The organism is Streptomyces sp. NPDC006610, assembly GCF_040611575.1.
GTDB lineage: Bacteria > Actinomycetota > Actinomycetes > Streptomycetales > Streptomycetaceae > Streptomyces.
The window spans coordinates 55,548-82,418 of the sequence record NZ_JBEXOP010000027.1 but is presented as its reverse complement, the minus strand read 5'-3'; the positions used below and the strand labels follow the sequence as shown (position 1 = coordinate 82,418).

Below are 26,871 nucleotides of genomic sequence, written 5' to 3'. Positions count from 1 at the left end.
CGTGCACATCGTCATCATGGGCTGCGGCAGAGTGGGTTCCGCTCTCGCGCAGAACTTGGAGCAACAGGGGCACACGGTCGCCGTGATCGACCAGGACCCCACCGCCTTCCGACGACTGGGCTCCTCTTTCGGCGGCCGCAGGGTCACCGGGGTCGGTTTCGACCAGGACACCCTGCGCGAGGCCGGCATCGAGGAGGCGGGGGCGTTCGCCGCCGTCTCCAGCGGCGACAACTCCAACATCATCGCGGCCCGGGTGGCCCGGGAGATGTTCGGCGTGGAGAACGTCGCGGCCCGCATCTACGACCCCCGCCGCGCCGAGGTCTACCAGCGCCTCGGCATCCCGACCGTGGCCACGGTCCGCTGGACGGCCGACCAGATGCTGCGCCGGCTGCTGCCGTCCGGCTCGGAGCCGCTGTGGCGCGACCCCACCGGCGGCGTCCAGCTCGCCGAGGTGCACGCCTCCGCCGCCTGGGTCGGTCACAGGATCAGCACGATGCAGGAGGAGACCGGCGTCCGCGTCGCGTTCCTCACCCGGCTCGGCGAGGCCATACTGCCCACCTCGCAGACCGTGCTGCAGGAGGGCGACCTGGTGCATGTGATGATGCGCTCGGACGACGTCGAGAAGGTCGAGGCGGCGTTCGCCGAGGGACCTGAGAGGGAGGCCGGTCACTGATGCGGGTCGCCATTGCCGGAGCCGGCGCGGTCGGCCGGTCGATCGCCGGCGAACTGCTGGAGAACGGCCACGAGGTCCTGCTCGTCGACAAGGCGCCGACCGCCATCTCGGTCGAGCGCGTCCCGCAGGCGGAGTGGCTGCTCGCCGACGCCTGTGAGATCACGTCCCTGGACGAAGCGGCGCTCCAGCGCTGCAACGTCGTGATCGCCGCGACGGGCGACGACAAGGTCAACCTGGTCGTCTCGCTCCTCGCCAAGACGGAGTACGGCGTCCCGCGCGTCGTCGCCCGCGTCAACAACCCCAAGAACGAGTGGCTGTTCAACGAGGCCTGGGGCGTGGACGTCGCCGTCTCCACCCCGCGCCTGATGTCGGCCCTGGTGGAGGAGGCGGTGAGCGTCGGCGACCTGGTCCGGCTGCTGCGCTTCAGCCACGGCGACGCCAACCTGGTGGAGCTGACCCTGCCGGAGGAGTCGGCGCTGGCCGGCACGCAGGTGGGCGACGTGGAGTGGCCGGAGGACACCTCCCTGGTCACGATCATCCGCGGCACCCGGGTCCTGACCCCGTCCCGCGAGGACTCCCTGGAGGCGGGCGACGAACTCCTCTTCGTCGCCGCCCAGGCCAGGGAGGAGCAGCTGGAGGACCTGCTGTCGGTGCGCCGGGAGGGGTCTGCGGAGTAGCGGGCCGTCGCAACGGACGGCTGGCGGCCCGTCGTAGCGAACGATCGGCGGACCGTCGGCACGGACGGCTGGCGGGCCGTCGTAGCCGACGCTCGGCGGGCCGTCGTGGCGGACGACGAGAAGGGCGCCCCGGGAATCCCGGGGCGCCCTTCTCTCATGGTCCTGCATGGTCCTGCTGTGACGGGGCGTCGCCCACGCCGCCTTGCACGCCCGTGCGGTCTACTCCCCCGCCCGAGCCGGAGCCTCCCGCTCCCCGCTTTCGCGCTCCTCGCGCTCCCGCTCCTCGCGTTCCTCCCGCGCCCTCTCCTCCGCCTCCATCTCCGCGAAGACGTCGATCGGCGCGGGCGCCTTGGCCAGGAACACCCAGGTCAGCCACACCGCGAGCAGGAAGGGCGGGATCTTCAGCGCCACCAGGACCCAGCCCAGCTGGGTGGTGTCCGCCCACCAGTACAGCGGGAAGAGGATGGCGCACTTGCCGAGCAGGATCAGCCCCCAGGCCCAGCTGGCCTTGGCGTACGCCTTCTTGCGGCCGGGGTTGCGGGTGCGCCAGGAGAGGTTCTCCTTGAAGACCGGGCCGAGCATCAGGCCGATCAGCGGCACGCCGCACAGGGTGGTGATGATGTAGGCGAGCGCCAGGCCCAGCGTGTAGAGCATGCCGGGCAGGTAGAAGTCCTTGGCGTTGCCGGTCATCATCGCGAAGACGACGCCGAAGGCCACGCCGAAGACGCCGCTGAACGCGTGCTTGACGGTGTCCCGGCGGACCAGGCGGACCACCACGAGCAGCAGGGACACGCCCAGCGCGGCGATGGCCGACAGGTGCAGGTCCTTGTTGATCGTGTAGATGGTCACGAAGAGCAGACCCGGCAGGACCGTCTCGATCATGCCCCGCAGCCCGCCGAACGCCTCGAAGAGCGCGGCCTCGGTGACCGCGCGGGCATCCCGGTCGGCGGCCCCGTCGGCGTCGGCGGTTTCGATGGCTTCGGTGTCTTCGGTCGGCTTGTCGAGCGACGTCACCGGCTACTCCCGTCCGAGGGGTCTCAGTTCGTACTTGGGATTGAACAGCACCCGGCGGCCCCGGCTCATCGAGACCCTCCCGGACGCGATCAGCTTGCGTCCCGGCTCTATGCCGACGATGGAGCGTCTGCCGAGCCACACCACGTCCAGCGCCGCGGAGCCGTCGAACAGCTCGGCCTCCAGGGCCGGTACCCCGGCCCTGGGGCGCAGCGTCACCGTGCGCAAGGTACCAGTGACCGTGACGATCTGCCGGTCGTGGCAGTCGCCGATCCGGGTGCAGCCGGCGGTCTCGGCGTCCTCCCGCAGTTCCTCCGACTCCAGGTCCTCCTGCGAGGAGGAGAGCCGGTCGAGCATGCGCCGGAACCGGCCCACCGGCTTTTCGGAACGAGGAACAGCACTCATACCTGAAGCGTACCGGGGTGCACCGACAGCCCGGTAACCCCCGTATCGGCCCTTGTCCGCGCGCTGCCGCACCACCACCCGGACCGCCGGCCCGGCCACCACCGGACCGGGAGCCCGCGCCCACCGCCGAACCGCCGGCCCGGCCACCGCCCGAGCCGACAGCCCTGCCTCCGCCCCAGCCGGCGGCCCGCCTACCGCTCGAACCGGTAGCCCATGCCGGGCTCGGTGACGAAGTGCTTGGGGTGCGAGGGGTCCGCCTCCAGCTTGCGGCGCAGCTGGGCCATGTAGACCCGCAGGTAGTTGGTCTCCGTCCCGTACGACGGCCCCCAGACCTCCTGGAGCAGCTGCTTCTGGCCGACCAGCCGGCCGGCGTTGCGGACCAGCACCTCCAGCAGATGCCATTCGGTCGGGGTCAGCCGTACGTCCCGGCCGCCGCGGTTGACCTTCTTCGCGGCGAGGTCGACGGTGAACTCGTCGGTCTCCACGACCGTCTCGTCCTCGCCGGGGCCGACGGGCTCGGCACGGCGGACGGCAGCCCGCAGCCGGGCGAGGAACTCGTCCATGCCGAAGGGTTTGGTCACGTAGTCGTCGGCGCCGGCGTCCAGCGCCTCGACCTTCTCGTCGGAGGAGTGCCGGGCGGACAGGACGATGATCGGCACGCGGGTCCGGCTGCGCAGGGTGCGGATCACCTCGACGCCCTCCATGTCGGGCAGTCCGAGGTCCAGGACGACGACGTCGGGGTGGCGGGCCGTGGCGAGCCGGAGGGCGGTGGCGCCGTCGTGGGCCGCGTCGACCTCGTACGCGCGCGCCCGGAGGTTGATCACGAGCGCGCGCACGATCTGCGGCTCGTCGTCGACCACGAGCACCCTGGGGGTCCTGGGCGTCCCCGCGGCACTGCTCACCATCGGACCTGCCTTTCCGCTTGTGCGAGGGACAGGGTACGGGGGTGGCCGGCCGCGCGGAGGGTGAGGACCATGGTCAGGCCGCCGCCGGGGGTGTCCTCGGCGTCGAGGGTGCCGTGCATGGCCTCGGCGAAACCACGGGCGACGGCGAGGCCGAGGCCGACCCCGGCGCCGCGCGGGGCGTCGCCGTGCCGCTGGAAGGGTTCGAATATGCGTTCCTTCGCCTCGTCGGGGACGCCGGGCCCGCGGTCCACGACCCGGACCTCGACGCGGTCGGCGAGCGCGCTGGCCGAGACCAGCACGGGCGTTCCGGGCGGGCTGTACTTGACGGCGTTCTCCACGACGTTGGCGACGGCCCGCTCCAGCAGCCCGCCGTCGACGTCGACCATGGGCAGCGTCTCGGGGATGTCGAGGTGGACGCTGTCCTCCGGGACCCCGCCGAGTGCCCTCGGCACGATCTCGTCGAGGTCGACCTCGCGGATGATCGGCGTGACGGTGCCGGTCTGGAGGCGGGACATGTCGAGCAGGTTGCCGACCAGGTGGTCGAGGCGGTCGGCGCCCTCCTCGATGCCCTGGAGCAGTTCCGCCCGGTCCTCCTCGGACCATTGCACGTCGTCGGAGCGGAGGCTGGAGACGGCCGCCTTGATACCGGCGAGGGGGGTGCGCAGGTCGTGGCTGACGGCGGCCAGCAGGGCCGTGCGGATGCGGTTGCCCTCGGCCAGCGCCCGCGCGCGGTCCGCCTCTTCCTGCAGGCGCCTGCGGTCCAGTACGACGACGGCCTGGGCGGCGAACGCGGCGAGCACCCGGCGGTCCTCGGCGGGCAGCACGCGTCCGGTCAGCGCGAGCGCGAGCTGGTCGCCGACCGGCATGTCGACGTCGGCGTCCTCGGGCCGTTCCACGGGGGCGCCGTGGCCGACGCGGCCGACGCAGGCCCACGGTTCGACGTCGCTGGCCCGCTCCAGCAGGGCGGCGGACTCCATGCCGAAGGTCTCGCGGACGCGTTCCAGCAGCGCCTCGACGCTGGTCTCGCCGCGCAGCACGTTCCCGGCGAGGACGGAGAGGATTTCCGACTCGGCGCGCAGCCGGGCCGCCTGGTGGGTGCGCCGGGCGGCGAGGTCCACGACCGACGCCACGGACACGGCGACGGCCACGAAGATCACCAGGGCGACGATGTTGCGGGGGTCGGCGATGGTCAGGCGGTGGAGTGGGGGCGCGTGGAAGTAGTTCAGCAGGAAGGTGCCGAAGGCCGCCGCGGCGAGCGCCGGGAAGAGGCCGCCGAGCAGCGCCGCCGCCACCGTCAGCGCGAGGAACAGCAGCATGTCGTTGGCGAGGCCGAGGTGGACGGCGTTCAGCAGCAGCGCGAGCAGCGGCGGGCCGGCGAGGCCGACGAGCCAGCCGGAGACGATGCGGGCCCGCCCGAGCCTCGCCCCGCGCGCCACCGGCAGTCCGCGGCCCTTGGCGGCCTCCTCGTGCGTGACGATGTGCACGTCCAGGTCGGGGCCGGACTCGCGGGCGACGGTGGCGCCGACGCCGGGTCCGAAGACGTACTGCCAGGTCTTGCGCCGGGACGAGCCGAGCACTATCTGGGTGGCGTTGACGCCGCGGGCGAAGTCCAGCAGCGCGGCCGGCACGTCGTCGCCGACGACGTGGTGGAAGGTGCCGCCGAGGTCCTCCACCAGGGTGCGCTGGACCGCGAGTTCCTCGGGGGAGGCGGAGGTGAGGCCGTCGCTTCGGGCGACGTGGGCGGCCAGTACCTCGCCGCCGGCGCCCTTCTCGGCGAGCCGCGCGGCCCGCCGTATCAGCGTGCGTCCTTCGGGGCCGCCGGTCAGGCCGACCACGATGCGCTCCCGGGAGCCCCAGATCCGGGAGACTCGGTGGTCGCTGCGGTACCGCTTGAGGTACTCGTCGACCCGGTCGGCCACCCACAGGAGCGCCAGCTCGCGCAGGGCGGTGAGGTTGCCGGGCCGGAAGTAGTTGGACAGGGCGGCGTCCACCTCGTCGGGCCGGTAGACGTTGCCGTGCGCCAGCCGCCGGCGCAGCGCCTCGGGAGACATGTCGACCAGCTCGATCTGGTCGGCGCGGCGCACCACCTCGTCCGGCACGGTCTCCCGCTGCCGTACGCCGGTGATCGACTCCACGACGTCGCCGAGGGACTCCAGGTCCTGGATGTTGACGGTGGAGATCACGTCGATGCCGGCCGCGAGCAGTTCCTCGACGTCCTGCCAGCGCTTGGCGTTGCGCGAGCCGGGGTCGTTGGTGTGCGCGAGTTCGTCCACCAGGGCCACGCGCGGGCGGCGGGCGAGGACGGCGTCGACGTCCATCTCGAAGGCGGCCACCCCCGGGTGTTCCAGGCGGCGGCGTGGGACGATCTCCAGGCCGAGGAGCAGCGCCTCGGTGCGCGGCCGGTCGTGGTGCTCGGCGTACGCCACCACGCAGTCCGTGCCCCGCTCGGTCCTGCGCCGGGCCTCGGAGAGCATGGCGTAGGTCTTGCCCACGCCGGGCGCCGCGCCGAGGTAGATCCTGAGCTTGCCGCGTGCCATGGCCTCATTGTCCGTCCTGCCCGAAGTGCGCGACGGCGAGGGCCACGCCCCGGCCGGCCCCGGACCTCTGGCACGGGGACGGGGCGACGAAGCCCTCCCCCCACGACGACGAGAGCCCCGCTCCCAGCCACCGCCCCGCCCCCACACACGACGAGGGCCGCGGCCCCCGTGGGGGGCGCGGCCCTCGACGTCCGGATACGTTCGTCAGCGGACCTCGGTGATCTCCGGTCCGCGCTGGAGCTGGCCCATGCCGCCGGAGAAGCGGGAGCCGGCCTGTTCGTCCTGCTGGACGCCCTCGGGCACCATCTGGGCGTCGTTGGGCAGCTTGAGGACGATCGGGTCGCGGGGCGCCATGGGGCCGTCGCCGCGGACGACGACGGTGTCCCGGAAGATCTGCTCCAGCAGCCCGGCGGCCTGCGGCTGGACCGCGCCCTGGCCGGAGATCACACCGCGCAGGAACCAGCGGGGGCCGTCCACGCCGACGAACCGCACGACCTGGAAGCCGCCGGTGCCGTCGGGCAGCTGCACCGGCACCTGGGCCCGCAGCTCCCAGCCGAGGGGGCCCTCGACCTCGTCGACGATGCCGCCCTGCTGGGTGATGCCGGTCGCGATCTCCTCGCGCACCTCGCCCCAGATGCCCTCGCGCTTGGGGGCGGCGAAGGCCTGGAGCTGGATGGCGCTGTCGCGCAGCACCACGGTCGCCGCGACGATCGCGTCGCCCGCGACCTCCACGCGCAGTTCCATGCCGTCGACGCCCGGCACGAACAGGCCGCCCAGGTCCACCCGGCCCTCGCCCGGGTCGCGCACCTCGGTACTGTCCCAGGGCCCGTCGGGACGCGGCTCCGGCTCCAGCCGCACGCGCGCGCGTGCGCCCTCGCCGTCCGCCTCAGCGTCGTCGGTGTCGACGGTGTCGACGACCTGCTCGGCCTCGCCGGCCGCGTCCTCGGCGGCACCCTTCTTCTTGCGACGTCCGAACACGTCACTGTCCTTCCCGGTCGGATACGACCGAAGCGTATCGATTCCCACCCGTGTCGCCGCCCATGGCGGCACGACCGTTTGTGCCTGCCCCGTCGCCCACCGCGGCGTGCCCGCCGGTGGACCCGAAGCCCCCCTCGGCCCGCGCGGAGCCGGGAAGCTCCGCGACTTCCCGGAAGCGGACCTTCTCGACCTGCTGGACGACCAGTTGGGCAATCCGGTCGAAGCGCTCGAACCGCACCGGCTCGTACGGGTCGAGATTCACCACGATCACCTTGATCTCCCCACGGTACCCGGCATCAACCGTCCCCGGGGCATTCACCAGGGCCACACCGCAGCGGGCGGCGAGGCCGGACCGGGGGTGCACGAAGGCCGCGTACCCCTCGGGCAGGGCCACGGACACCCCCGTGGGCAGCACGGCCCGCTCTCCGGGCAGCAGCTTTGCGGCGACGGTGGTGCGCAGGTCGGCGCCCGCGTCGCCGGGGTGCGCGTACGACGGGAGCGGCACGTCCGGGTCCACCCGGCGGATCAGCACGTCCAGGGGGTCACGGCTCACGGGTTCACCTCGAACGCGCGGGCCCGCCTGATCTGGTCGGGGTCGTTCATGGCCGCCCGGATCTCCTCCTCGCGGCCGTGGTCGATGAAGTGGTCGACCTTGACCTCGATGAAGAGGGCGTCGGCGCGCACGGCGACGGGCCCGTCGGGGCCGCCGACGCGTCCGGTGGCGGTCGAGTAGATCTTGCGTCCGGCGACCGCGGTCACCTCGGCGGCCAAGTGGAGGGTGGTGCCGACCGGCACGGGCCGTACGAAGTCGGTCTCCAGCCGTCCGGTCACGGCGATGGTGCGCAGCAGCCAGTTCAGCGAGCCGAGGGTCTCGTCCAGCGCGGAGGTGAGCACACCGCCGTGGGCGAGGCCGGGGGCGCCCTGGTGCTCGGGGCGCACCGTGAACTCGGCGGTGATCGTCACGCCGTCGCCGGCCCGCGCCTCCAGGTGCAGTCCGTGGGGCTGCTCGCCGCCGCAGCCGAAGCACTGGGCGTAGTGCGGGCCGAGGAGTTCGCCGGGCGCGGGCGCGTCGGGGTGCCGTACGGGCTTGGCCGCGTCGGCGGGGGGCTGCAGGGCCGGGGATGTACCACTCACAGGCGCAGACCTTACCCGCGCGTCGGCTTCTTGCGGACACCGTGCCAAGCTTGACTTCATGCAGCTCTCCGCCGCCCCCTACGAAGAACGCCTCACCGCGCCCCGGACCTGGTGGCTGATCAGCTTCCTGGTCGGGGTCTCGATGGCGCTGATCCTGCTGCCGTTCGGCGTGCTGCCGATGCTGGCCGGGCTGGCCGGGGGCACCGCCGCGGCGGCCGTGGCGGCGAGTTCGTACGGTTCGGTGCGCATCCGCGTGGTGGGCGACTCGCTGATCGCGGGCGAGGCGAAGATCCCGGTGTCGGCACTGGGCGAGGCGGAGGTGCTGGACGCCGAGGAGGCCCGCGCCTGGCGCACGCACAAGGCGGACACCCGCGCCTTCCTGCTGCTGCGGGCCTACATCCCGACCGCGCTGCGCGTGGAGGTGGTGGATCCGGCGGACCCGACGCCGTACCTGTATCTGTCGACGCGGGAGCCGGAGCGGCTGGCCGAGGCGCTGCGGGCGGCGAAGGCGGCGACCGCCGCATAGCCGCACCACCGCACGTTCCATCGCACCACCCCATGACCGCAGGGACGCACCACCGCACGGCCCGCCGCGGCGGGCCGTCAGGCCGGGGTCAGAGCTTGTGCTCGGTGCTGCCGGGGCCCTCGTCCAGGGCCAGGGGGTCGGCGGGGCGCTCCAGCGGGGGCAGTTCCGGGAGCTTCTCCCAGGGCACCTGCATCCTGCGGAGGTCCTCGCGGACGCGGGCGGCGAGCTTTCTGGTGTCGCGGCGGTTCATGGCCGCGCCGACCGCGGCTCCCACCATGAACGGCATGAGGTTCGGCAGGTTGCGCACCATGCGCTTCATGATCTGCTGCCGCAGTTCCCGCTTCATGTGGCCGCCGAGGGCGGAGTTGAGCGAGGCGGGCTTGAGCGGATCGACGCCGCGCTCCTCGGTCCAGGCCTTCAGGTAGGCGCTGCTGCGGTCCTTCAGGCCGCCGGGCGGGCGCACGCCGTACACCTCGTGCAGCTCGGCGATGAGCTTCAGTTCTACCGCGGCGACGCCGGTGACCTCCGCGGCCAGTTCGGCGGGCATGGCGGGGGGCACGGGCAGCATCGCCGCCGCGCCGACGCCGGCTCCGACCGTCGCCGACGCCTTGGCGGCGCCCGCGACGAGCTTGTCCGCGAGTTCCTCGGGCCCCAGGCCCGGGAACTGCAGACGCAGCGTCGCGAGGTCCCGTACGGGCACTCGCGGAGCCAGCTCGATGACCCGGTCGGCGAGGTACCCGAGACCCGCTCTGGCGCGGTCCGAGCCCTTGCGGACCCCTTCTCTGGCCAGTTCCCCGGCCTTCTCCCGCAGCACCGCCGCGCGCCGTCGGGCGGCGGGTGCGGGAACGGGAACGGGCGCCGGTACCGGGTGGTCGGCCCGGTCACCGGCCGGTTCGAGCGAGGCCGGCCCCGGAGGAACCGGTCCCGTGCCGGAGGAGCCCCGCTCGTCGTCACGCACGCCGTGAGGGCCGTCGGACGGCCCCGAGTCCGCTCCCCGGGGGAAGCGGCGCTTCCAGGGTGGGGTCGAGCCAGTCACGGCCGACCCCGCCTCAGTCGCAGTCGCGGCAGATCGGCTGGCCGTTCTTCTCGCGGGCCAGCTGGCTGCGGTGGTGGACCAGGAAGCAGCTCATGCAGGTGAACTCGTCCTGCTGCTTCGGCAGCACGCGGACTGCCAGTTCCTCGTTCGAGAGGTCGGCGCCGGGCAGTTCGAGGCCTTCCGCGGCCTCGAACTCGTCGACGTCGACCGCAGAGGCCGACTTGTCGTTCCGCCGTGCCTTCAGCTCTTCGAGGCTGTCCGAGTCGACGTCGTCGTCGGTCTTGCGTGGAGTGTCGTAATCGGTGGCCATGGTCGCTCTCCCCCTCCGGGTGTCTGCGGTGTCTCCAGCGCACGTAACGCGTGAGAGGCCGGACTTGTGCCCGACCCGAGGCGGAGATTTTGCCTCACATCAAGGTCTGTTACTCAATCGACACCCAACCGGACTCCGCAGGAGCGATCGGCTTGGATGGCGATCGGGACCGTACACGGTCCGAATGTCGCACTACAAAGGGGTCCCATCCGGTACTTCCCGTGATCGGACCGCTGGAAAACCCGGAGTTTACGGGCTTTCCGTCCGGTCACATGATCACGGAGAGTAGATGGCCGGAAAATCCTCCCTGTGATCGATCACACATGAAGCAACTTGAAGAGTGCCCCGAAAATTCCGCGCAAAGCGAACATCCTCGAGTGTGTCGCGACATGATCTCAGACAGGGAAGGTCACCCGCATCACGAGACCACCCCCCTCGCGCGGCTGCGCCGTGATGTGCCCGCCGTGCGCCCGGGTCACCGACCGCACGATGGACAGGCCGAGGCCGACGCCCTTGTCGCTGCCCGTGCGCTCGGTGCGCAGCCGCCGGAACGGCTCGAAGAGGTTGTCGATCTCGTACGCCGGCACCACCGGCCCCGTGTTGGCGACGACCAGGACGGCCTGGCCCGGCCGGCTCTCGGTGGTGACCTCGACCCAGCCGCCCTCGGGGATGTTGTAGCGCACGGCGTTCTGCACCAGGTTCAGGGCGATGCGCTCCAGCAGGACGCCGTTGCCCTGGACGATCACGGGCTCGCGCGCGCCGCGGATCTCCACGCCCTTGGCCTCGGCCTCGCCGTGCACCTGGTCGACGGCCCGTGAGGCCACCTCGGCCAGGTCGACCGGCTTGCGCTCCACGATCTGGTTGTCGCTGCGGGCGAGCAGCAGCAGACCCTCCACGAGCTGTTCGCTGCGCTCGTTGGTGGCCAGCAGCGTCCTGCCCAGCTGCTGGAGTTCCACCGGGGCGTCCGGGTCGGACAGGTGCACCTCCAGGAGCGTGCGGTTGATCGCCAGGGGGGTGCGCAGCTCGTGGGAGGCGTTGCCGACGAAGCGCTGCTGGGCGGTGAACGCCCGCTGGAGCCGCTCCAGCATGTCGTCGAAGGTGTCGGCCAGCTCCTTCAGCTCGTCGTCGGGGCCGTCCAGCTCGATCCGCCGGGACAGGTCCGAGCCGGCCACCGCGCGCGCGGTGCGCAGGATCCGGCCGAGCGGGGAGAGCACCCGGCCGGCCATGGCGTAGCCGAACGCGAAGGCGATGACCGCGAGCCCGAGCAGGGCCAGCAGGGAGCGGCTGAGCAGGTCGTCCAGGGCGTGCTGGCGCTGCTCGTTGACGCACTCGTTCAGGGCCCGGTTGAGCTCGACCGCCTCCAGCTCGCTGCTGCGCAGGTTGCACACGTCGCTGGAGACCGCGCCGGAGACGATCTTGAAGGGCAGGTCGCTGCCGACGTTCAGCGCGTTCGCGGCCAGCAGGTAGATGATCGACAGCAGCAGGATGCCGGCGATCAGGAACATCCCGCCGTACAGCAGCGTGAGCCTTATCCGGATGGTCGGGCGCAGCAGCGGGAAGGGGGGCGGCTTCCTCGGGTCCCAGGTGGGCTTGGGAGGCGCCTGGGGAGGTACGGGGGTGGTCGCCATCGAATCAGATCCGGTAACCGGAGCCGGGGACGGTGACGATGACGGGCGGCTCGCCCAGCTTGCGGCGCAGGGTCATCACGGTGACCCGGACGACGTTGGTGAACGGGTCGGTGTTCTCGTCCCACGCCTTCTCCAGGAGCTGCTCGGCGGAGACGACGGCGCCCTCGCTGCGCATCAGCACCTCCAGGACGGCGAACTCCTTGGGGGCGAGCTGGACCTCCCTGCCGTCGCGGAAGACCTCGCGGCGGTTGGGGTCGAGCTTGATCCCGGCGCGCTCCAGGACCGGCGGCAGCGGCACGCTGGTGCGCCGGCCGAGGGCACGCACGCGTGCCGTCAGCTCGCTGAAGGCGAAGGGCTTGGGGAGGTAGTCGTCGGCGCCCAGCTCCAGCCCCTCGACGCGGTCGCTGACGTCGCCGGAGGCCGTGAGCATCAGCACGCGCGTGGGCATCCCCAGCTCCACGATCCTGCGGCAGACGTCGTCGCCGTGCACCAGCGGGAGGTCGCGGTCGAGGACGACCACGTCGTAGTCGTTGACGCCGATGCGCTCCAGGGCGGCCGCACCGTCGTACACGACGTCGACGGCCATGGCCTCCCGGCGCAGTCCGGTGGCCACCGCATCGGCGAGCAGCTGCTCGTCCTCGACGACGAGTACGCGCACGTCGGTTGTCCTTCCTCTGTGGTCTGTTGCCTCCATCCTGCCTTTTTCGGCCATAAGTCGGCGGTAAGGCGGCCGGGCGGCCCCGCGCCGGGACGGCGGCGGGACGGTGGCGGGACTGCGACCGGAGGGCGACTGGAGGGCGGCGGGTCCGGGAATGCGAGATTTTCTCCCCGAGTGGAGGTTTCCGCGAAGGACGGCGGGGGGAGGACGGTTTACACCCCGCGATCACGCTCTGCTTGTGCCGCGCCACCATGCGGTACATCGGGTCCGCTTTCCGCAGAGTGGGCGTGGGTGTCCGGCACCGTCGCCGCCCGGCAGGGCTGCGCTGGGCACCCATGGGAGACGTGATCGCCCCTTCCAGTACGGCACACCCCCGTGCCGACGACCCACCGACCCAGGACGAGGGGGCGCAGCATGGACGCTTTCACCGCAGGACTTCTGCAGCGCATAAGGGCGACCGAGTCCGACCTGACGCGGGCCCGGGACGAGGGCGACGACTTCCTCGTCGAGGTGGAGCAGGGCGAGCTCGACGACCTGCGCCGCCTCGCGGCCGAACACGGCGTGGAAGTCGGCATGTCCGGCGTCTGACCGGCCGAGCGACCAACCGGCCGACCGATCCGTGCGCCACTGCCCCGGCGAATCCATCGCCGGGGCAGTGGTGTGTCCACCGCAGGCACCGAGGGCAGGCCCCGCGATCAGTCGTGCCAGGCGCCGAAGTCCTCCAGGAGGCGCTGGAGGGGCTCGAAGACGCCGGGGGTGGCCGCGACCGTCAGGTCGCGTGAGGGGCGCTCTCCGGGGCGTCCACCGGTCAGCGCGCCCGCTTCCCGGGCGATCAGGTCGCCCGCGGCGTAGTCCCAGGCGTTGAGGCCGCGCTCGTAGTAGCCGTCCAGGCGGCCGGCGGCCAGGTCGCACAGGTCGACCGCGGCCGAGCCGCCTCGGCGGATGTCGCGCAGCAGCGGGATCAGCCGGTGGGCCACCTCGGCCTGGTGGATCTTGACCTCGGTGACGTAGTTGAACCCGGTGGAGACCAGGGCCTGGTCCAGGGGCGGCGCCGGGCGGCAGGAGAGCCGGCGTTCGCCGTCCCAGGCGCCGGTGGCCCAGGCCCCGCCGCCGCGCACCGCGTGGTACGTCTCGCCGCGCATGGGCGCCGCGACCACGCCGACGACGGTCTCGCCGTCCTGCTCGGCCGCGATGGACACGGCCCAGGTGGGCAGGCCGTAGAGGTAGTTGACGGTGCCGTCGAGCGGGTCGATGACCCAGCGGACGCCGCTGGTGCCCTCGGTGGCGGCGCCCTCCTCGCCGAGGAAGCCGTCGTCGGGGCGGTGCTCGGCGATCAGGCCGGTGATCAGTTTCTCCGCCGCGATGTCCATCTCGGTCACCACGTCGATGGGGCTCGACTTGGTGGCGGCCACCGCGAGGTCGGCCGGGCGGCCGTCCCGCAGCAGCTCGCCCGCGCGCCGGGCGGCCTCCCGGGCGAGCCGCAGCAGTTCGGTGGGCAGGGCGTCGGTCACGGTGCTCCTTGTTCGCGCTTCGGCTTCGGATTCCGGGTGGGGAGCCGCAATCCCGGATTCGGGAGTCGGGATTCCGGCTTCGGGATTCCGGCTTCGGTTCCGGATGCGGGGACTCGGGGATTCAGGCGACGGGGCTGTCGGCGCCCGCGGCGGCGGGGCGCGGGGCGCGGGCCGGGCAGCAGCCCACGGGGCAGAGCTGGTGGCTCGGGCCGAGGGCGCCGAGCGCGCAGGGCGTGACGTCCTGGCCGCGTTCCAGGGCGGCGCGCTCCAGGACGAGGTCGCGCACGGCGGCGGCGAACCGGGGGTCCGCGCCGACGGTGGCCGAACGGCGCACCGGCAGGCCCAGTTCCTCGGCCTTGGCCTTCGCCTCCGTGTCGAGGTCGTAGAGGACCTCCATGTGGTCGGAGACGAAACCGATCGGGGCCATCACGACGGCCGGGACGCCGGCCGCGTGCCGCTCCTCGAGGTGGTCGCAGATGTCGGGCTCCAGCCAGGGGATGTGCGGGGCGCCGGAGCGGGACTGGTAGACGAGCTGCCACGGGTGGTCGACGCCGGTGCGCTCGCGGACGGCGTCGGCGATCAGCCGGGCCACGTCCAGGTGCTGCCTGACGTAGGCGCCGCCGTCGCCGTGGCCCTCCACCGGACCGGAGGTGTCCGCCGCGGAGACCGGGATGGAGTGGGTGGTGAACGCGATGTGCGCCTGGTCGCGTACGTGCCCGGGGAGGTCGGCGAGGGACTCGAGGACGCCGTCGATCATGGGCTCCAGGAAGCCGGGGTGGTTGAAGTAGTGCCGCAGCTTGTCGATCCGCGGCGGCTCGAGGCCCTCGGCCTTCAGCGCCTCCAGCGACTCGGCGAGGTTCTCGCGGTACTGGCGGCAGCCCGAGTAGGAGGCGTACGCGCTGGTGGCGAGGACCAGGACGCGCCGGCGGCCGTCCCGGACCATGTCGCGCAGGGTGTCGGTCAGGTAGGGGGCCCAGTTGCGGTTGCCCCAGTAGACCGGCAGGTCGAGGCCGTGGTCGGCGAAGTCCTCGCGCAGGGCCTGGAGCAGGGCGCGGTTCTGGTCGTTGATCGGGCTGACCCCGCCGAACAGGAAGTAGTGCTTGCCGACCTCCTTGAGGCGTTCGGCCGGGATGCCGCGTCCGCGCGTCACGTTCTCCAGGAACGGGACGACGTCGTCCGGCCCCTCCGGGCCGCCGAACGAGAGCAGGAGCAGGGCGTCGTAAGGGGTGGAAGGGGCGGAATCGAGCGCGTCTGGCATGAGGTCGATCCTGCCACCCGGCACTGACGGCCGGGAAACGGTGGGGTGCCGATCGGGACGCGCACGAGGTGCGTTAGGGTCACCTAACTCGTAAGCTGTATCCGCAGCGTTCACGCCTTACCCTGCCGTCGGAGACCCCGTGCCCAGCCCTTACAGCGCCCTGTTCGCCGCCCCCGGCTCCAAGGCCTTCTCCGCGGCGGGTCTCCTCGGCCGGATGCCGCTGTCGATGATGGGCATCGGCGTGGTCACGATGGTCTCCCAGCTGACCGGCCGCTACGGCCTCGCGGGCGCGCTGTCGGCCACCATCGCCCTGTCGGCGGCGGTGGCCGGTCCGCAGGTGTCCCGGCTGGTGGACCGGCACGGGCAGCGGCGGGTGCTGCGCCCGGCGACGCTGGTGTCGCTGGTCGCCGCGGGCGTGCTGCTGCTGGCCGCGCACTACCGGTGGCCGGACTGGACGCTGTTCGTCGCGTGCGTCGGCGTCGGCTGCGTGCCCAGCGTGGGTGCGATGGTCCGGGCCCGCTGGGCGGCCCTGTACCGGGGCACCCCGCAGCTGCACACCGCGTACTCCTTCGAGTCCGTGGTGGACGAGGTCTGCTTCATCTTCGGGCCGATCATCTCCATCGGTCTGTCCACCGCGTGGTTCCCCGAGGCCGGGCCGCTGCTGGCGGCCTGCTTCCTGGCGGCCGGCGTCTTCTGGCTGACCGCGCAGCGCTCGACCGAACCCGAGCCTCATCCGCGCGAGCGCCACGGCGGCGGCAGCGCCCTGCGCGCCCCGGGCCTCCAGGTGCTGGTCATGACGTTCGTCGCCACCGGCGCGGTCTTCGGCGCGGTCGACGTGGTCACCGTGGCCTTCGCCGAGGAGCAGGGCCACAAGGCCGCGGCCAGCATCGTCCTCGCGCTGTACGCGGCGGGCTCCTGTGTGGCGGGCGCCGTGTTCGGGCTGCTGCACTTCAAGGGGGCGCCCGAACCTCGCTGGCTGCTGGGCGTGTGTGCGATGGGCGTGAGTATGATCCCCCTCCTACTGGTCGGGAACCTGCCGTTTCTGGCCGTGGCGCTCTTCGTCGCGGGTCTGGCCATCGCTCCCACGATGATCACGACGATGTCCCTGATCGAGGAGCACGTACCACGCGCGCAGCTGACCGAGGGCATGACCTGGGTGAGCACCGGGCTCGCGGTGGGGGTCGCGCTGGGCTCCGCCGTGGCCGGCTGGGTGATCGACGCCGCCGGGGCGCGCGCCGGGTACGGGGTTCCGGCGGTGTCCGGAGCCGTCGCGGTCGCGGTCGGTTTCCTCGGGTACCGCCGGCTCAAGCGGCCGGTTCCGGGTCGGGGAGGCACCGTTGGGCAGCACAGCGAACGGAAAGAACGGCACCTGGCGTAACTGGGCCGGCAACGTCTCGGCCCGGCCGGCGCGGGAGGTCGCGCCCGCCTCCGTGGAGGAGCTGTGCGCCGCGGTGCGGCGGGCCGCGGAGGACGGCCTGCGCGTGAAGGCCGTCGGCACCGGGCACTCGTTCACGTCCATAGCGGCGACGGACGGCATGTTGATCCGCCCTCAACTGCTGACCGGCATACGTGACATCGACCGGGAGGCCGGGACGGTCACCGTGGAGGCCGGCACTCCGCTCAAGAGACTCAACATCGCCCTGGCCCGCGAGGGTCTGTCGCTGACCAACATGGGCGACATCATGGAGCAGACGGTCGCCGGGGCCGTCGGCACGGGCACGCACGGCACGGGCCGCGACTCCGCCTCCCTCGCCGCCCAGATCAGGGCGCTGGAACTGGTCACCGCCGACGGCTCGGTCCTCACCTGCTCCGCGCGGGAGAACCCGGACGTCTTCGCCGCCGCCCGGATCGGCCTGGGCGCCCTGGGCGTCGTCAGCGCGATCACGTTCGCCGTGGAGCCGATCTTCCTGCTCACGGCCCGCGAGGAGCCGATGAGCCTCGACCGGGTCACCGGCGCGTTCGACGAGCTGTGGGCCGAGAACGAGCACTTCGAGTTCTACTGGTTCCCGCACACCGGCAACACCAACACCAAGCGCAACAACCGCAGCGGGGGCCCGGCACGGCCGGTGAGCCCGGTCAGGGGCTGGCTGGAGGACGAGTTCCTCTCCAACGGCGTCTTCCGGGCGGCCAACTGGGTCGGCCGCGCGGCGCCCGCCGCCGTCCCGGCGATCGCCCGCGTCTCCAGCCGGGCGCTGTCCGCGCGGACCTACACCGACATCCCCTACAAGGTCTTCACCTCTCCGCGCCGCGTGCGCTTCGTGGAGATGGAGTACGCCGTTCCGCGTGCGGCGGTCGTGGACGCGCTGCGCGAGCTGAAGGCGATGGTGGACCGGTCCCGGCTGCGGATCAGCTTCCCCGTCGAGGTGCGCACCGCACCGGCCGACGACATCGCGCTGTCCACCGCGTCGGGCCGGGACAGCGCGTACATCGCCGTGCACATGTTCCGCGGCACCCCCTATCGGGCGTACTTCACCGAGGCCGAGCGGATCTTCGTCGCGCACGAGGGCCGGCCGCACTGGGGCAAGGTGCACACCCGTGACGCGGAGTACTTCGCGCGGGTGTATCCGCGTTTCGGTGAGTTCACGGCCCTGCGCGACCGACTCGATCCCGAACGGCTGTTCCAGAACGACTACTTGCGGAGGGTTCTTGGGCCGTAGTCCGCGAACGCGGCGTCACCCGATGGCGTGATCCGGGGACCGTCCGCCGGGCCCGGGAAACCGTCGCTTCCGCTTCCGGTGATTCCGTGAAGTTCGCCACGTTCATGATCCGGGAAACCCCCGCGTGACGGCGAAGTCCCGTCGCCCCGAGCAAGTTGGGCGGCGCGGCGACCCACGCTCTTGGCCCGAATGGAGTACTGTTGCGAGCCCTGGGTCCGGTCTCCCACCTGGGCGTCCGGGACCGCGAAGGACCGCCGGGAGGGGGCTTGTTGCACAGGGTGACGGAGTTGGTCACTTAGCGTTGCGAATAGGTAACCGTGCCATAACGGCGTTCCAGGGCCCGTGCCCGACACGCCGGGCAACTCGGCAAGGTTGTGGCAGGCTGCACCCGGGCAGGCCACACTCGACTAGCGGAAGCAGCGACGCACGTGACGTCGGCAGGCACCACCCGGGAGGTCCCCATGCCCGAACTGCGTGTCGTGGCCGTCTCCAATGACGGCACACGGCTGGTGCTGAAGGCTGCGGACAGCACGGAGTACACGCTTCCGATCGACGAACGGCTCCGCGCCGCCGTGCGCGGCGACCGTCCTCGCCTCGGCCAGATCGAGATCGAGGTGGAGAGCCATCTCCGCCCCCGCGACATCCAGGCGCGGATACGCGCGGGTGCGACCGCGGAAGAGGTCGCCCAGATGGCGGGCATCCCCGTCGACCGGGTCCGCCGCTTCGAGGGCCCCGTGCTGGCCGAGCGCGCCTTCATGGCCGAGCGTGCCCGCAAGACCCCCGTCCGCCGCCCCGGCGAGAACTCCGGCCCGCTGCTCGGCGAGGCCGTCCAGGAGCGACTGCTGCTGCGCGGCGCCGAGAAGGACACCGTCCAGTGGGACTCCTGGCGGCGCGACGACGGCACCTGGGAAGTGCTGCTGGTCTACCGCGTCGCGGGCGAGCCGCACTCGGCGAGCTGGACCTACGACCCGCCCCGGCGGCTCGTCCAGGCCGTGGACGACGAGGCGCGCTCGCTGATCGGCGAGACCGACGACCTCGGCGCCCCCGAGCCCAGTTTCCCGTTCGTGCCGCGCATCGCCCGGCTGCCGCGCGACCGCCCGCTGGACCGCGGCGGCGACCGCGAGCGCCCGAGCCTGCCCGGTCCGCCGGAGCCGGCCGAGGAGAGCGCGAGCGAGCGCGACTCGCTGACCAGCCTGCTGGAGGCGGTGCCGAGCTTCCGGGGCGACCTCGTGGTGCCCGAGCGTCCCACGGACCCGGAGGAGGAGCCGGCGGCATCGGCGCCCGTCCCCGTGGAGGAGGAGCCGCCCGCGCCCGCCGCCTCGGCCGGGGCCGGCTCGGCCTACGCCGACGTCCTCATGCCCCGCTCGGTCGGCGCCCACCGCGACCGCCTCGTCGGCGCGACCGACCGCCAGGCCGAGGCCGACGGCGTCCGCCCGGGCCGCCGCGCGGCGGTCCCGAGCTGGGACGAGATCGTGTTCGGGACCCGGCGCAAGAAGCAGGAGTAATCGGCCGTACGACCATGGCGGTCGTACGACCATGAGGCCCGCGCCGTCGAAACGGCGCGGGCCTCGTCGCGTACGGGGCCCGTGAGGGCCCTACGGCGAGCTACTGCGGGTCGGGGCCGACCGCGACCGGGCGCTCCGGGTCCGAGGACCACTCCGACCACGAGCCGACGTACAGCGCGGCCGGGATGCCCGCCACCGCGAGCGCCAGCACCTCGTGCGCTCCCGAGACACCCGACCCGCAGTACACGCCGACCTCCGTGCCGCCGGAGGCGCCCAGCGACGCGAACCGCGCCGCCAGTTCATCCGCCGGCCGGAACCGGCCGTCCGCCGCCACGTTCCCGGTCGTCGGCGCGGACACCGCGCCCGGGATGTGCCCGCCGACCCGGTCGATCGGCTCCACATCCCCGCGGTACCGCTCCCCCGCGCGGGCGTCGAACAGCACGCCGGTGCGGGCCAGCGCCGCGGCCCCGTCGGCGTCCAGCAGCCCCGTCGCGCCGGGCGCCGGCCGGAAGTCGCCCGCTTCGGGCGACGGCGCCTCCACCGACAGCGGTCCCTCCCAGGCGGTCAATCCTCCGTCGAGGACGCTCACTTCCGGGTGACCCGTCCAGCGCAGCAGCCACCACGCGCGGGCGGCGGCCCAGCCCTGCCCGCCGTCGTACACGACGACCGGCCGCCCGGCCGACACCCCGGCCCGGCGCATGGCCGCGCCGAACACCTCCAGGTCCGGCAGCGGATGCCGGCCGCCGGCGCCCGGCGGGCCGGCCAGCTCACGGTCCAGATCGACGAAGACCGCACCGGGGATGTGGCCGGCCGCGTACTCGGCCCGCCCGTCGAAGGACGGCTCGCCGGCCGCCTTGGCCACGCTCAACTGCCAGCGCACGTCGAGCAGTACGGGCGGCGCCTCGCCCGCCAGCGCGGTCGCGAGGTCGGATGCGGAGATGATGGCGTTCATGGCCCCATCCTGGCGCACAGGGTGGCCGCGTCGTCCAGGTCCGGCTACTCTGCTCGGCCTGACAGGCTGCATCACCGCCCGTACTCGACCGAGTACCTGCTGTGCAGCCGATCAATGAGACGCAATCACCCCGCATCCACCCGCATCAAGCTGTAGCGAGCCACAGCAAGCCGCATCAAGTCACTCGGTCAACCATCGATCAACCCACTCACCGAACGGACGTAAGCCGCGCTTCGGACACCCTTCGGACACGGTCCGGTAGCGGCGGCGCGCCGGAGCGCGTGACGCCGGGGCCGGTGCGAGCATCGGCCCCCGGGGGGCCGGAGTGCGGACACGACGCGGCCACCACGAGGGGCCGAGGAGAGAGTTGACGATGACCGAGGCACGGGGGCCGGACGGCCGACGCGGCGCAGCACACGCCCGGTACACGCCCGGCGCGCCCTGCTGGGTGAGCCTGATGGTGCACGGCATGGCCGCGACCCAGGACTTCTACGGAGCACTGTTCGGCTGGGAGTTCCGGCCCGGCCCGCGCCAACTCGGCCCGTACGTGCGGGCCCTGCTCGACGGCCACGACGTCGCGGGCATCGGACTGCTGCCGCCGGACCGGCATCTGCCGGTCGCGTGGACGCCGTACTTCGCCTCCGACGACGCCGACCGGACGGCCGAGCGGGTGCGGCTGTGCGGCGGCACGGTCGGCGTGGGCCCGCTCGACGCCGACGACGCCGGGCGGCTCGCCATCTGCTCGGACCCGGCGGGCGCGGTCTTCGGCGTGTGGCAGGCGGCGGCGCACCGCGGCACGGACGTCGCCGGCGTCCCCGGCGCCCCGGCGTGGCACGAGCTGCTGACGTACGAGACCACGAACGTCGCCAAGTTCTACGGCACCCTCTTCGGCCACGAGGTCAAGACGGTGGAGTCCGCCGGCCTCGACCGGGTGATGCTGCACCTCGACGGCCGCCCGGTCGCCGGGGTGCACGGCCTCGGCAGAGCCCTGCCCCGCGACCGGGGCCCGCACTGGCTGACGTACTTCGAGACCGCCGACCCGGATGCCGCGGCGGACCTGGTGACCGACCTGGGCGGACAGGTGCTGGATCCGCCGCACGAGACGGGGCGGGGCAGGACGGCGACGGTGACCGATCCGGCGGGGGCGCGGTTCTCCCTGATCCGGAGCGGGCGGTAGCGCTCTCCGCTCGGCCGCCCGGCGTCAGCCCGTGACCGGCCGGGACCCGAGCGCGTACTCCGCCCACACCGTCTTGCCCGGCCCGTCCGGGCGCGGATGCCAGTCCCAACGGGCCGCGAGCTCCGACACGAGGAGCAGCCCACGGCCGGTTTCCCCGTCACCGGCGTCGCCCTCCCGGAGCGCGGGGCGGCGGGGAACGCGCTCCGCGCGGGCGTCGGCGACCTCGACACGGACGGCTCCGCCGTGGGGCGCGGCCTGCAACCGCAGGCGGAAGTCCCGGCCGGGGACGTGTCCGTGCCGCACGGCGTTCGCGGCCAGCTCCGCGACGATCAGGGTGATTTCCTCGTGCGGCTCGGTGCCGTACGGAATTCCCCACTCGTCCAGCCTGACGGCAGCCAGTCTCCGGGCGAGGCGCGCCCCGCGCGGTGTGGAGGTGAAGCACATCGCGAACGTGCGCGCCGCGGTCGGGGCCGCCATGGGGTTCGTCGTCATGCCGACCAAGATGCCGCCGGTCGCGTAGCGTTACCATCGGTCACGCTACGACAGGGGGCGGCTGTACGCGCGGTGTCGGCGCGTGTCTGCGCCGCGGATCGTGACGGCGTCCACTGCGGGGCGTTGGTTCGAGGAGGCGGTGATGCGGATGGCCGAGCGCAAGGGTGCGACGGGGGCCGGTGAAGTGCCGGGACAGCGTGAGAACGACGGCACCGGGTCGGTCGTGGGGCTCGGGGACGGCTGGGACGACGACGGGGCGGGGCGGCGTCCGGAGGACGAGGCCGGGCACGGAGTGGTCGTCGCCTTCGGGCAGACGATGAAGGCGCTCCGGGTGCGGGCGGGGCTGGAGCGCGAGGAGTTCGGGCGGCTGCTCGGGTACTCCGCGTCCACGGTCGCGTCGTTCGAGCAGGGGCGGAGGATTCCGTCGCCGAGGACGATCGACCGGGCGGACGAGGTGCTGGGGGCCGGGGGGTTGCTGTGTCTGTGGAAGGAGGAGGTGGAGCGGGCGCAGTATCCGGTGCGATTCCAAGGCATGGCGCAGTTGGAGAAGCAGTGCATCGAACTGCTCATGTACGACGCGCTCATCGTCAACGGCCTCCTCCAGACCGAGGCGTACATGCGGGCCCTGCTCGGCATGAGGCGACCGCCCCTCACACAAGAAACGATCGATCAGCGGGTGGCCGCGCGGCTGGCCCGACAGGACATTTTCGACCGGCAGCCCGCGCCACTACTGGGCTTCGTGATGACCGAGGCGGTGTTGCGGCAACTGTACGGCGGCAACGGCGTACTACGCGGCCAACTGGAACACCTACTCCTGGTCGGACAGAAGCGAAACGTTGAGATCCAGGTCATGCCGCTCAACTGCGAGGACAACGCGGGTGTGAACGGGCCGTTCACCGTCGTCACTCGTAGGGACGGCAAGAAGTTCGTCTACTCCGAGGCCCACGCGATCAGCGCGCTCGAAGCCGACCCTGAACAGACGGTTCTCGCCGCCGCACGCTATGGGATCATCCGATCACAGGCTCTCAGTCCGCGAGAGTCCTCGCAGTTCATCGAGAGATTGCTGGGAGAGCTATGAACACCGCCGAGTCCGAACTCACCTGGTTCAAGAGCAGCTACAGCGACACCGAGGGCGGTCAATGTGTCGAGGTCGCTGACGCCACGGCAGTCGTGCACGTCCGCGACTCCAAGGCCATAACCGGCCCCGTCCTCACCGTCTCGCGCCAGGCGTGGGCGGAGTTCGTCGGGCCCGTCTCAGCGGGGCGTCCGTAGCCGGAATAGGCCCGCCCCACCCCGCGTTGCCGCGATCATGACGACGAGCGCATCCAAGCCCGAGGTACTGAAGTACACCGCCTTCTCCGGCGATCCCGAGGGCGGGAACCCCGCCGGTGTCGTGCTGGACGCCACCGGGCTGGGCGACGAGGACATGCTGGCCATCGCCGCGGACCTCGGTTACTCGGAGTCCGCGTTCCTGACCGCTCCCCCGGAAGGGCTCGGCGGTCAGGAGGGGCGGGCGTTCGGGATCCGTTACTTCAGTCCCAAGGCCGAGGTGCCGTTCTGCGGGCACGCCACCGTCGCGACCGCCGTCGCGCTCGCCGAGCGGATCGGGCCCGGGGAGCTGGTGTTCGCGACGCGGGCGGGCACCGTGCCGGTGGAGGTGGCCGAGGTGGACGGGGCCCTCCGGGCCACGCTCACCAGCGTCGAGCCGCACGTCGAGGGGATCGCCGACGCCGACCTCGCGGAGGCGCTCGCCGCGCTAGGGTGGCCGGCTGCCGATCTCGATCCTGCCTTCCCGCCCCGGATCGCGTTCGCCGGCGCCCGTCATCTCGTGCTGGCGGCGGCGACGCGCGCCCGCCTCGCCGATCTGGCCTACGACTTCGCGCGGCTGGAAGCACTGATGCACCGCTTGGACCTGACCACCGTCCAGTTGGCATGGCGGGAGTCGGCCACCGTCTTCCACGTCCGCGACCCGTTCCCCGTGGGCGGTGTCGTGGAGGACCCGGCGACCGGGGCCGCGGCCGCCGCGTTCGGCGCGTACCTCCGGGAGCTGGGCCTGGTCCCCGAGGATGCCGTGCTCACCCTGCATCAGGGCGAGGATCTCGGCCGGCCCGGCGAGCTGACGGTGACGCTGCGCGCGGGCGACCGACGGGTCCGGGTCGGCGGCGCCGGGGCCCGCATCGGCTGATCAACTGCCGGGCGAGGCCCATCGTTCAGGTGTCGGCCGGACGGCGGCCCCCTCGTCCGGCCGACCGGGCGGCGGGTCGGGTCGGCCGTCGTCCCCGTGCCGGCCGGGCCGCGGGTCAGGCCGAGGTGATCGGCAGGACGTCCGGCGACAGCGCCGCAGCGCGGGCCGATGCGGCCGTCATGCGGCGGCGGTGGTGACGCCGGCACAGGACCTCGTAGCCGATCGTGTCACCCTGGTCGACGTCCCCCACGACCACCTGCGCGCCCTCGACCACCATCACCCCGCCCACCGTGCGGGCGTTGTGGGTGGCGCGGGCGCCGCACCAGCACAGGGCCTCCACCTGGAGCACCTCCACCCGGTCCGCCAGTTCCACCAGCCGCTGGGAACCGGGGAACAGCTTGGTGCGGAAGTCGGTCGTGATGCCGAAGGCGTAGACGTCCACCTCCAGGTCGTCCACCACGCGCGCGAGCTGGTCGATCTGTGCCGGGGCGAGGAACTGCGCCTCGTCGGCGATGACGTAGTCGGCGCGGCGGCCCCGGGAGAGGTGGTCGACCAGATACGCGTACAGGTCCATGCCGTCCTCGACCTCGACCGCGTCGGTGACCAGGCCGAGCCGTGAGGACAGTTTGCCCTCGCCGGCGCGGTCGTCGCGGGTGAAGATCATGCCCTGGAGTCCGCGCGCGGAGCGGTTGTGCTCGATCTGCAGTGCCAGCGTCGACTTCCCGCAGTCCATCGTTCCGGAGAAGAAGACCAGCTCGGGCATGGGGGGTTGAGCACCTTTCGGCATCACGGGTCGGGAAACGTCAGGAGCGTACTTCGAGCAGCGGGACCAGCTGCTCGGCCGGGGTCATCGAGCCGTGGTTGCCGACCATGGACGACTCCTTGGGCTCCCGCTCGGAGGCGATGAGCAGCACGTCGTCCCGCGCGGCGGCCACCACGTCGCCGATCCGGGCGTACACCCGCTCGTCGATGTGCGGACCGAACCAGCCGGCCGCGATCGCCTCGTCCCTCGAAGCCACCCAGAACTGCTCGCCGAGCACCTCGCGCCAGCAGGTCAGCACGTCGTTCGCGGCGCCCGGCACCGCGTAGACGTGACGGGCCCGGCCCTCGCCGCCGAGCAGGGCGACGCCGGCGCGCAGCTCCCAGTCCTCGTCGAAGTCGATGCGGTGCTGCTCGTCGAAGGGCACGTCGATCATGCCGTGGTCGGCGGTGATGTAGAGGGCACTGCGCGGCGGCAGCTGCTCGGCCAGCCGCTGGGCGAGCCGGTCGACGTACATGAGCTGGCCGCGCCAGGTGTCCGACTCGACGCCGAAGCGGTGCCCGGAGCCGTCGACCTCGGCGTAGTACGTGTAGACCAGGCTGCGGTCGGCGGCGGCGAGCTGCTCGGCGGCGACGTCCATGCGCTCCTCGCCGGACAGCCGCCCGAGGAACGTTCCGCCGCTGAGCGCGACCTTGGTCAGCGGGGTGTTCTGGAAGGTCGGGGAGGTGACCTGGGCGGCGTGCACACCGGCGGCGTCGGCCAGCTGGAAGAGGGTGGGGTACGGCTGCCAGGCGTCCGGGGCGGTCCACGGCTGCCAGCGGAGCTGGTTCATCAGCTCGCCGGTGTCGGGGTTGCGCACCGTGTAGCCGGGCAGGCCGTGCGCGCCCGGCGGCAGTCCGGTGCCGACGGAGGCGAGGGAGGTGGCGGTGGTCGCCGGGTAGCCGGCGGTGATCGGGCGACCGGTGCCGCCGCGGGAGCTGCCGAGGAGGGAGTGGAGGAAGGGAGCCTCGTCGGGATGGTCGCGCAGCTGTTCCCAGCCGAGGCCGTCGATCAGGAAGACGCAGGCGCGGTCGGCGGGGGCCAGCTCGGGTATCGCGGCGGTCACGCCGGGCACGCCCATGCCGGCGGCGAGGGTGGGCAGCAGGTCGGCGAGCGATCCGGCGCCGTACTCGGGCACGGGCGCGGAGGCGACGGCGAGGGGTTCCGGGTGGGCGTCCCAGGCGGTGGGGTGCGCCATCAGCGGCCGACGTTCGCGGTCGCCTCGGAGATGGCCTGCGCGAAGGCGAGGGCCTGGCGCACCGTCTCGGGACCGTCGCCGGCCTCGCTGACGCGCAGGCTGAGGTCGTCGGCCGTGGAGTTGCCGGTGTAGCCGTGGTCGGCCTCGCAGTTGGGGTCGCCGCAGGCGGCGGGCTCCAGGTCGATGCGGGAGACGGCGCCCCAGCCGATGGTCAGGACGACCTCGCGCGGCAGGGTGCCGGGCGTGTACGACTCCGGGTTGGCGACGACGCGGCTGAGCACGACCGAGGAGATCCGGCCGAGCTTGACGGATTCGGTGGACGTCGTGGCGTACGGGGACGGGGAGGTGTCGTCGGCGGCCTGCTCGTCGGTGTGGCTGACGATGAAGCGGTTGTCCGTGAGGACCAGCACGGTGACGTGCCGGCGGACCTCGTTCTGGTCGAACGTCGTCTCCTGGTGGACCAGGTACGACCGGATGGGCTCGCCGCCCACGGCGGTCTCCACCGCCTCGGCCACGAGGGCCGGGTAGTAGCCGCTGCGCTCGATCGCCGCACGCAGCCCCTGGGTCGTCGTACTGGTCTTGGCCATGCGGTCCATCCTACGGGGGCCCACCGACTGCGAGGCACCGCTCGCGCCACCCGCCCGCTCGCGCCGGTCCGG

At 72.6% G+C, this 26,871-nt stretch carries 29 protein-coding genes; 11 read left to right on the top strand and 18 right to left on the bottom strand.

Annotated features, from left to right (window positions below; all coding sequences use genetic code 11):
• Nucleotide 1: 1 nt before the first annotated feature.
• Together ABZY13_RS21970 and ABZY13_RS21965 are read left to right on the top strand one after the other, a co-directional pair.
• Nucleotides 2-673 carry a TrkA family potassium uptake protein gene (locus ABZY13_RS21970; RefSeq protein WP_356633249.1) on the top strand — a complete coding sequence of 224 codons (672 nt, stop codon included), beginning with the start codon at nt 2-4 and terminating at the stop codon, nt 671-673.
• The gene (locus ABZY13_RS21965; RefSeq protein WP_356633247.1) at nt 673-1,350 is read left to right on the top strand and encodes a TrkA family potassium uptake protein; all 678 of its coding nucleotides are present in this window, start codon (nt 673-675) and stop codon (nt 1,348-1,350) included. The genes ABZY13_RS21970 and ABZY13_RS21965 overlap by 1 nt, the downstream gene beginning before the upstream one ends.
• A gap of 219 nt (nt 1,351-1,569) precedes the next feature.
• Here the strand turns inward: ABZY13_RS21965 and ABZY13_RS21960 are convergent, their stop codons facing one another.
• The 7 genes from ABZY13_RS21960 to ABZY13_RS21930 all read right to left on the bottom strand — a co-directional run bounded on the left by ABZY13_RS21960 (nt 1,570) and on the right by ABZY13_RS21930 (nt 8,320).
• Nucleotides 1,570-2,364 (bottom strand): DUF3159 domain-containing protein, encoded by a 795-nt coding sequence (locus ABZY13_RS21960; protein ID WP_356633245.1) that lies wholly within the window; start codon nt 2,362-2,364, stop codon nt 1,570-1,572.
• A gap of 3 nt (nt 2,365-2,367) precedes the next feature.
• A complete protein-coding gene (locus ABZY13_RS21955) occupies nt 2,368-2,766 on the bottom strand; it encodes an OB-fold nucleic acid binding domain-containing protein (RefSeq protein ID WP_356633243.1) in 399 nt (132 codons plus the stop codon).
• Nucleotides 2,767-2,957: 191 nt separating this feature from the next.
• Nucleotides 2,958-3,671, bottom strand: a complete 714-nt coding sequence (locus ABZY13_RS21950; RefSeq protein ID WP_356633241.1) for a response regulator transcription factor — start codon at nt 3,669-3,671, stop codon at nt 2,958-2,960.
• Complete coding sequence (locus tag ABZY13_RS21945; RefSeq protein WP_356633239.1) at nt 3,665-6,208, bottom strand: ATP-binding protein; 2,544 nt, start codon at nt 6,206-6,208, stop codon at nt 3,665-3,667. Before ABZY13_RS21945 ends, ABZY13_RS21950 begins: the two co-directional genes overlap by 7 nt.
• 204 nt (nt 6,209-6,412) lie before the next feature.
• Nucleotides 6,413-7,186 carry a DUF3710 domain-containing protein gene (locus tag ABZY13_RS21940; protein ID WP_356633237.1) on the bottom strand — a complete coding sequence of 258 codons (774 nt, stop codon included), beginning with the start codon at nt 7,184-7,186 and terminating at the stop codon, nt 6,413-6,415.
• A 1-nt stretch (nt 7,187) separates the two neighbouring features.
• Nucleotides 7,188-7,739, bottom strand: coding sequence for a dUTP diphosphatase (gene dut, locus ABZY13_RS21935; RefSeq protein WP_356633235.1), 552 nt, complete (start codon nt 7,737-7,739; stop codon nt 7,188-7,190).
• On the bottom strand, nt 7,736-8,320 hold the full coding sequence (locus ABZY13_RS21930) for a PaaI family thioesterase (RefSeq protein WP_356633233.1): 585 nt from the start codon (nt 8,318-8,320) through the stop codon (nt 7,736-7,738). Before ABZY13_RS21930 ends, dut begins: the two co-directional genes overlap by 4 nt.
• 58 nt (nt 8,321-8,378) lie before the next feature.
• Here ABZY13_RS21930 and ABZY13_RS21925 point away from each other — a divergent pair, with 58 nt between their 5' ends.
• Nucleotides 8,379-8,846, top strand: a complete 468-nt coding sequence (locus ABZY13_RS21925; protein WP_356633231.1) for a DUF3093 domain-containing protein — start codon at nt 8,379-8,381, stop codon at nt 8,844-8,846.
• An 88-nt stretch (nt 8,847-8,934) separates the two neighbouring features.
• Here ABZY13_RS21925 and ABZY13_RS21920 read toward each other — a convergent pair whose 3' ends face one another.
• The 4 genes from ABZY13_RS21920 to ABZY13_RS21905 all read right to left on the bottom strand — a co-directional run bounded on the left by ABZY13_RS21920 (nt 8,935) and on the right by ABZY13_RS21905 (nt 12,478).
• A complete protein-coding gene (locus ABZY13_RS21920; RefSeq protein ID WP_356633229.1) occupies nt 8,935-9,882 on the bottom strand; it encodes a hypothetical protein in 948 nt (315 codons plus the stop codon).
• Between the two features lie 13 nt (nt 9,883-9,895).
• Complete coding sequence (locus tag ABZY13_RS21915; protein ID WP_003993510.1) at nt 9,896-10,192, bottom strand: DUF4193 domain-containing protein; 297 nt, start codon at nt 10,190-10,192, stop codon at nt 9,896-9,898.
• Between the two features lie 395 nt (nt 10,193-10,587).
• Complete coding sequence (locus ABZY13_RS21910) at nt 10,588-11,820, bottom strand: HAMP domain-containing sensor histidine kinase (protein ID WP_356633227.1); 1,233 nt, start codon at nt 11,818-11,820, stop codon at nt 10,588-10,590.
• A gap of 4 nt (nt 11,821-11,824) precedes the next feature.
• Nucleotides 11,825-12,478, bottom strand: a complete 654-nt coding sequence (locus ABZY13_RS21905; RefSeq protein ID WP_356633225.1) for a response regulator transcription factor — start codon at nt 12,476-12,478, stop codon at nt 11,825-11,827.
• Nucleotides 12,479-12,892: 414 nt separating this feature from the next.
• On the opposite strand from ABZY13_RS21905, the gene ABZY13_RS21900 reads away from it, so the two are divergent.
• Nucleotides 12,893-13,066, top strand: a complete 174-nt coding sequence (locus ABZY13_RS21900; protein WP_356633223.1) for a hypothetical protein — start codon at nt 12,893-12,895, stop codon at nt 13,064-13,066.
• A 107-nt stretch (nt 13,067-13,173) separates the two neighbouring features.
• Here the strand turns inward: ABZY13_RS21900 and ABZY13_RS21895 are convergent, their stop codons facing one another.
• The gene (locus ABZY13_RS21895) at nt 13,174-13,989 is read right to left on the bottom strand and encodes an inositol monophosphatase family protein (protein ID WP_356633221.1); all 816 of its coding nucleotides are present in this window, start codon (nt 13,987-13,989) and stop codon (nt 13,174-13,176) included.
• A 121-nt stretch (nt 13,990-14,110) separates the two neighbouring features.
• Nucleotides 14,111-15,247, bottom strand: a complete 1,137-nt coding sequence (locus ABZY13_RS21890; protein ID WP_356633219.1) for a ferrochelatase — start codon at nt 15,245-15,247, stop codon at nt 14,111-14,113.
• Between the two features lie 139 nt (nt 15,248-15,386).
• Here ABZY13_RS21890 and ABZY13_RS21885 point away from each other — a divergent pair, with 139 nt between their 5' ends.
• From ABZY13_RS21885 to sepH, 3 genes are all read left to right on the top strand, one after another.
• Nucleotides 15,387-16,625 (top strand): MFS transporter, encoded by a 1,239-nt coding sequence (locus tag ABZY13_RS21885; RefSeq protein ID WP_356633217.1) that lies wholly within the window; start codon nt 15,387-15,389, stop codon nt 16,623-16,625.
• Nucleotides 16,585-17,904 (top strand): D-arabinono-1,4-lactone oxidase, encoded by a 1,320-nt coding sequence (locus ABZY13_RS21880; protein WP_356633215.1) that lies wholly within the window; start codon nt 16,585-16,587, stop codon nt 17,902-17,904. The genes ABZY13_RS21885 and ABZY13_RS21880 overlap by 41 nt, the downstream gene beginning before the upstream one ends.
• 461 nt (nt 17,905-18,365) lie before the next feature.
• Nucleotides 18,366-19,409 carry a septation protein SepH gene (gene sepH / locus ABZY13_RS21875; RefSeq protein ID WP_356633213.1) on the top strand — a complete coding sequence of 348 codons (1,044 nt, stop codon included), beginning with the start codon at nt 18,366-18,368 and terminating at the stop codon, nt 19,407-19,409.
• A gap of 100 nt (nt 19,410-19,509) precedes the next feature.
• Here sepH and ABZY13_RS21870 read toward each other — a convergent pair whose 3' ends face one another.
• Complete coding sequence (locus tag ABZY13_RS21870) at nt 19,510-20,361, bottom strand: sulfurtransferase (protein WP_356633211.1); 852 nt, start codon at nt 20,359-20,361, stop codon at nt 19,510-19,512.
• Nucleotides 20,362-20,734: 373 nt separating this feature from the next.
• Here ABZY13_RS21870 and ABZY13_RS21865 point away from each other — a divergent pair, with 373 nt between their 5' ends.
• Entirely contained in the window at nt 20,735-21,538 is an 804-nt protein-coding gene (locus tag ABZY13_RS21865) for a VOC family protein (protein WP_356633209.1), read from the top strand.
• Nucleotides 21,539-21,562: 24 nt separating this feature from the next.
• On the opposite strand, the gene ABZY13_RS21860 is transcribed toward ABZY13_RS21865, so the two are convergent.
• Nucleotides 21,563-22,030, bottom strand: coding sequence for an ATP-binding protein (locus tag ABZY13_RS21860; protein ID WP_356633207.1), 468 nt, complete (start codon nt 22,028-22,030; stop codon nt 21,563-21,565).
• 148 nt (nt 22,031-22,178) lie between these two features.
• Here ABZY13_RS21860 and ABZY13_RS21855 point away from each other — a divergent pair, with 148 nt between their 5' ends.
• Genes ABZY13_RS21855 through ABZY13_RS21845 form a run of 3 tightly spaced genes read left to right on the top strand, consistent with a single transcriptional unit; the run spans nt 22,179 to nt 24,215 of the window.
• On the top strand, nt 22,179-23,108 hold the full coding sequence (locus ABZY13_RS21855) for a helix-turn-helix transcriptional regulator (RefSeq protein WP_356633205.1): 930 nt from the start codon (nt 22,179-22,181) through the stop codon (nt 23,106-23,108).
• Complete coding sequence (locus ABZY13_RS21850) at nt 23,105-23,302, top strand: DUF397 domain-containing protein (RefSeq protein WP_356633203.1); 198 nt, start codon at nt 23,105-23,107, stop codon at nt 23,300-23,302. Before ABZY13_RS21855 ends, ABZY13_RS21850 begins: the two co-directional genes overlap by 4 nt.
• Before the next feature lie 37 nt (nt 23,303-23,339).
• The gene (locus tag ABZY13_RS21845; RefSeq protein WP_356633201.1) at nt 23,340-24,215 is read left to right on the top strand and encodes a PhzF family phenazine biosynthesis isomerase; all 876 of its coding nucleotides are present in this window, start codon (nt 23,340-23,342) and stop codon (nt 24,213-24,215) included.
• Between the two features lie 115 nt (nt 24,216-24,330).
• Here the strand turns inward: ABZY13_RS21845 and ABZY13_RS21840 are convergent, their stop codons facing one another.
• From ABZY13_RS21840 to ABZY13_RS21830, 3 genes are read right to left on the bottom strand one after another with little or no spacing between them, the layout of a single operon-like run.
• On the bottom strand, nt 24,331-24,978 hold the full coding sequence (locus ABZY13_RS21840) for a thymidine kinase (protein ID WP_356633199.1): 648 nt from the start codon (nt 24,976-24,978) through the stop codon (nt 24,331-24,333).
• 40 nt (nt 24,979-25,018) lie between these two features.
• The gene (locus tag ABZY13_RS21835; RefSeq protein WP_356633197.1) at nt 25,019-26,212 is read right to left on the bottom strand and encodes a nucleotide pyrophosphatase/phosphodiesterase family protein; all 1,194 of its coding nucleotides are present in this window, start codon (nt 26,210-26,212) and stop codon (nt 25,019-25,021) included.
• Nucleotides 26,212-26,808 carry a DUF5998 family protein gene (locus ABZY13_RS21830; protein WP_356633195.1) on the bottom strand — a complete coding sequence of 199 codons (597 nt, stop codon included), beginning with the start codon at nt 26,806-26,808 and terminating at the stop codon, nt 26,212-26,214. The genes ABZY13_RS21835 and ABZY13_RS21830 overlap by 1 nt, the downstream gene beginning before the upstream one ends.
• Nucleotides 26,809-26,871: the final 63 nt, after the last annotated feature.